This window comes from Mesorhizobium sp. M7D.F.Ca.US.004.03.1.1 (assembly GCF_003998635.1).
In the GTDB taxonomy this organism is placed as follows: Bacteria; Pseudomonadota; Alphaproteobacteria; order Rhizobiales; family Rhizobiaceae; genus Mesorhizobium; species Mesorhizobium loti.
Map to the genome: position 1 here is coordinate 1 of NZ_RZQG01000328.1, position 4479 is coordinate 4479.

Below are 4479 nucleotides of genomic sequence, written 5' to 3' on the forward strand. Positions count from 1 at the left end.
CCCCCCCGCCATGCCAACACCGGTCAGCAGCAGCGCGCAGACCCCGACCTGCAGCGCGCCGAGGCCGAAGATCTCGCGGCGCAGGCCCCACAGCCGCGACGGCTGCATCTCCAGTCCGATGATGAACAGGAACATCACCACGCCGAGTTCGGCGACATGAAGAATGGCTTCCGATTCGGAAAAGACGCCGAGGCCAAACGGGCCGATGACAACCCCGGCGGCCAGGTAGCCGAGGATCGAGCCGAGGCCCATGCGCTTGAAGATCGGAACGGCGACGACGCCGGCCGCAAGCAGCGCCACCACCTGAACCAGATCGCTGCTCGATGCCGCTACCGCCATGCCGCCATTCCGCTCGTTTGAGGACCGATTCCGATTTCGGGCTTATGTGACCAAGGGGCGAAGATAGGGGCTTCGGCGGGCATCGAACAGCCCGAATCCGGATCGCTGGCGATGTTGCAGGCGCGATACACAAGTTGACACCGGGAATACGTTGCATCTTGCCACAATCGAAGGCTAAGGACGCTCGGCTTCGGCCATTGGAGGGTGATCGACGATCAAGTCGCGCCCTTTTTGAGGAGATGACTGACATGAAGAAGTTTTTGTTTGTTGCCGTCGGCCTGGCGGTGCTTGCCGGTTCGGCTTGCTCGAAGGCGCCTGAGTGCACGGCGGAGATCGCGACCAAGAAAGCGCAGGACATGGCTGCCGCGCTGCAGGAGGCGATCACCAAGGACCCGTCCAAGGCGGCTGATCTGACCGCCAAGGTCCAGGCGGTGACAACCAAGTATCAGGGCGCCACGACGTTGGCCGATGCCTGCAAGGCGTATGACGAAGTGACGGCCGCGATCAAGGGCTAACGCCCTGATTCGAGATCAAGGGCTAAGCGCCTGATTCTACCGGTTCAAACGAGGCGGCGACCATTGGGTCGCCGCCTTTTTCTTTGGATTGTTCAGTTCGGCGCGATGGAGCCGACTTCGACGGCGTCGACGCGCTTCAGGCTCATGCCGATCACCGGCACCAACTGGTCGTCGACGCGCACTGCAATGGTCACCGTCATCGAATTGTCGTCGGGGATGCGGGCCTGCATGACGCCGCGCAACTGGTTGCGGTTTATGGTGAAGACCACCTTGTGGGGATCGACGACGTTGCCGCCGATGATATCGAGGCCGGAACCGGTCGCGCCACCCATGAAGCTGCCCTTGTAGCCCTCGCGGCCCTTGCGCTCGATCTTGGCCGACATCGGCTGGGTGAACATGCCGACCCGGCAGCCGCCGTCGAGCGACATGCCGACCTTGCCGTCCGGCGTCGAGCCGGTGAAGCTGCAGTTGAACTTGGTGCCCTTGTACTTGCCGGCGACGATTTCGCCGGGACCGATCCATTTGCCCTCGGCCGACTGGAAGAATTGCTTGTCCGGTTCCGCCGCGGACGCCGCTCCGGCAATGCCGACGAGAGCTGTGATCACGGTTGCCAGGGGCAGGACGCTGGATAGTATTACGCTTTTCATCGACGACACCCGGCAACAAAGAGGCTGTTTGGAACCCGTCTGACCATGAACAAGATTGGTTAATGCTTCGTCACTACGGGGCCGCCGCAAGGCAGTCCGGTAACAATTCCGAAGGTCCAAACGCTCCAGCCCGGCTCACTTGCCGGACGGGGTTGTTTCACCATCTTTCCTGGTTGCAAACGATGTCAGCGCCGAGAGGAAATCGCCCAGTCCGGGACGCTTCGCGGCGCTGAAGGGCAGGGGGCGCGCCGTCTCCATCGCCGCGATGCCGATGCGCGCCGTCATCATGCCGTTGACGACGCCCTCGCCAAGCTTGGCTGAAAGGCGCGCCGCCAGGCCGTGGCCGACGATCTGCTGGACGAAACTGTCGCCGACCGCGATCGAGCCGGTGACCGCCAGATGCGCCAGCACGCTGCGCGCCAGGCGGAAGAAACCCAGCGTTCCCGGCCGTCCGCCATAGAGTTCCGACAAGCGGCGGATGAGCCGCCCGGCCTCGAACACGACATAGGCGACATCGACAAGTGCGCGCGGACTGACCGCCGTCACCAGTGAGACGCGTTTGGCAGCCTCGAGAATCATCACCTTTGCCCTGGCATCGAGTGGTCCAAGGATTTCGGCTTCGGCCAGGCGCACCAGATTGCCGCCGTCGATGATTTCGCCGCGCAGTTCGGCCAGCGCGCGCCGGCCGGCCGCGGTCTCGGGTTTGGCCGCGACAAAGGCTGACAATTCGTCGACGACCGATCGTGCCGCCTTGGGATCGTCACGGGCGATCGCATCGAGCGCCCGCTTCTGCAGCTTTTCGATCTCGGCGAGCCGGGCGATCGCCAGGAACTCGCGAATCAGGATCACCACAAGCGCCAGCACGGCGATGGCGGCCATGCCCGCGGCCAGCCAGCCCAGCCATTCGGCGCGCGCAAAGAGGTCGCGTACGAGCTGATCGGTCCACAGGCCGACAGCCAGCGAAACCAGCACGCCAAAGGCGCCGAAGAAGATGCTGCCGAGCAGCGAGCGTTTCCTGGGGGCGATGGCCGGTGGCGGCTCGGCGGCGATGATGTCAGGTTCGTCGAAGACGTCGACTTCCGCCGGTATGACGGTCGCGACATCGGTCTTCATCGCGCGGGGTTTGCGCTGGGTGTCGGCCTGGGCACGGGTACCGGCCTGGGCGTGGCGCGTCCCCGGCGCTTCTTGTCTCGGTGGGGCTTCCGGCTCGATGCGGAATGCCGCCGGCTTGCGGGGCGCGGTCATGCCAGATGGTCTCCGATCAGGAACTGCAAGGCACGGTCGAGCCTGATATGCGGCAGCGACAGCGTAACGCCTTCGGCCGTGCGTTCGAGCTTTGGTGGACGGAAACGGACGAAACGGATTGCCGGGTCCGCGGAGTCCTGCTTGTGGTCGGCTCCCGAAATATCGAAAACCGCGTCAATGTTCTCCGGTAAGTCACCGGGAAATATGGCTGTCTCTGTCTTTCCGTCAAAGGTTTCGCCGTTGATCTTCTCACCGGCGATCGGCGTCCCGATGATGACGGGAAGCGTCTCCCGGCCCTGCTTGACGGTGCCTTCGCGTGTCGCACGCACCGCCGCCATGGCGACCACATCGACATCGGCGCCGGTGAAGTTCGCCCGTGCCACGGCGCGGTCGGCAAGCCGTCGCACGATCGCCTGCAGGCGGTCATGGCTTTCGTGGTGCAGATGGTCGGCCTTGGTCGCGGCAACAAGTATGCGGTCGATGCGCCGCGAGAACAGATCGGTGAGGAAGCTGCCCCGGCCGGGACGGAAACAGCTGAGGATCTCGGTCACCGCGCGCTCCAGGTCGGCCATGGCGCCGGGGCCGGCGTTCAGCGCCTGCATGGCGTCGATCAGCACAATCTGGCGATCGAGGCGGGTGATGTGTTCGCGGAAGAAGGGTTTGACGACATGCGTCTTGTAGGCCTCGTAGCGCCTGTCCATCATGGCGTGCAGCGACCCTGGGCGCGGACGCTTGTCGCCAATCCCAACCAGGGGCGCGAAGGTCAGTGCCGGCGAGCCTTCGAGATCGCCCGGCATCAGGAAGCGGCCGGGCGGCAAGGTCGAAAGCGCCCGCTCGTCGAGCTTGCACGCTTTCAGATAGGCGGCGAAGCTCTCCGCCAGGCGGCGCGCCGTCATCTCGTCTGCGTCGGCGTTCGGGTCGATCTCCGCCGACAGCGCCCGCCAGGCCTGCGACAGGTCCTCGCGCACCGGCAGAACGGCCATTTCGAAGGCTTCATGCGAAAAGTCGGCGAAGGATTTGCCGAGCAGCGGCAGATCGAGCAGCCATTCGCCGGGATAATCGACGATATCGACCGACAGTCTGCCTGAGGAAAACATGCGGCTCCAGCCGGAGGCCGATTCATATTCGATGGTCAGCCGCAGTTCCGAAATGGCGCGCGTCGAATCGGGCCAGGCACGGTCGTTGACCAGGGCGGCGATGTGATCCTCGTACTGGAAGCGCGGCACGGCGTCGTCCGGCTGCTGCTCGAGGAAGGCGCGGGCGATACGCCCCGATTTCTGCGCCTCGAACAGCGGCAGGCGCCCGCCATGGATCAAATTATGGACAAGGGCCGATATGAACACCGTCTTGCCGGCGCGGGACAATCCGGTCACGCCGAGGCGCAGCGATGGGGAAAAAAGCCCGGTGGCGCGGCCCGATAGTGTGTCGAGGGCAATCCTCGCCTCGTCGGTGAAGGTGGTCAGCGATGATGCCAAAATATGCTCTCTCGGACTTCGGTCCGTCCGATATAGGCTCTGTATCAGGGCTTTGAAATGGCTTCAGAGATCGGTCGGCGTCAGGAACGCTTCGAGATAGCCGGTGCCCTGGGCGGCTTTTGCGAGGTCATCGTCGAAGCGGACGACCGCCAGGCCCGAGGTCGGGAACCCGTGGTTGAGCGTGGCCCGCGCCGTCTCGTCGCCGTCGCCCGAAACTGCCATAGCGAGATCTTCCGTCATCGGGTTGTGGCCGATGAC

At 64.3% G+C, this 4479-nt stretch carries 5 protein-coding genes and 1 pseudogene; 1 reads left to right on the plus strand and 5 read right to left on the minus strand.

What is annotated here, in order from left to right; genetic code table 11:
• A partial coding sequence (locus EN935_RS18700) for a cation:proton antiporter (RefSeq protein ID WP_206534538.1) occupies positions 1–339 on the minus strand: 339 nt, incomplete at its 3' end.
• Positions 340–587: 248 nt separating this feature from the next.
• Here EN935_RS18700 and EN935_RS18705 point away from each other — a divergent pair.
• Positions 588–854: a hypothetical protein gene (locus tag EN935_RS18705; RefSeq protein WP_056582264.1), complete on the plus strand. Its 267-nt coding sequence runs from the start codon at positions 588–590 to the stop codon at positions 852–854.
• Positions 855–946: 92 nt separating this feature from the next.
• Here the strand turns inward: EN935_RS18705 and EN935_RS18710 are convergent, their stop codons facing one another.
• From EN935_RS18710 to EN935_RS42150, 4 genes and pseudogenes are all read right to left on the minus strand, one after another.
• Positions 947–1501: a hypothetical protein gene (locus tag EN935_RS18710; RefSeq protein ID WP_126068990.1), complete on the minus strand. Its 555-nt coding sequence runs from the start codon at positions 1499–1501 to the stop codon at positions 947–949.
• Between the two features lie 135 nt (positions 1502–1636).
• Positions 1637–2746: a YcjF family protein gene (locus EN935_RS18715; RefSeq protein WP_127265007.1), complete on the minus strand. Its 1110-nt coding sequence runs from the start codon at positions 2744–2746 to the stop codon at positions 1637–1639.
• A complete protein-coding gene (locus EN935_RS18720; RefSeq protein ID WP_127265006.1) occupies positions 2743–4221 on the minus strand; it encodes a YcjX family protein in 1479 nt (492 codons plus the stop codon). Before EN935_RS18720 ends, EN935_RS18715 begins: the two co-directional genes overlap by 4 nt.
• A gap of 63 nt (positions 4222–4284) precedes the next feature.
• Positions 4285–4479, minus strand: a pseudogene (locus EN935_RS42150) (histidine phosphatase family protein); the annotation flags it as partial.

Bases quoted from the DNA above. Each gene is read 5' to 3' on its own strand.
- EN935_RS18715 (WP_127265007.1), bottom strand. From the start codon at position 2,746: ATGACCGCGCCCCGCAAGCCGGCGGCATTCCGCATCGAGCCGGAAGCC.
- EN935_RS18705 (WP_056582264.1), top strand. From the start codon at position 588: ATGAAGAAGTTTTTGTTTGTTGCCGTCGGCCTGGCGGTGCTTGCCGGT.
- EN935_RS18710 (WP_126068990.1), bottom strand. From the start codon at position 1,501: ATGAAAAGCGTAATACTATCCAGCGTCCTGCCCCTGGCAACCGTGATC.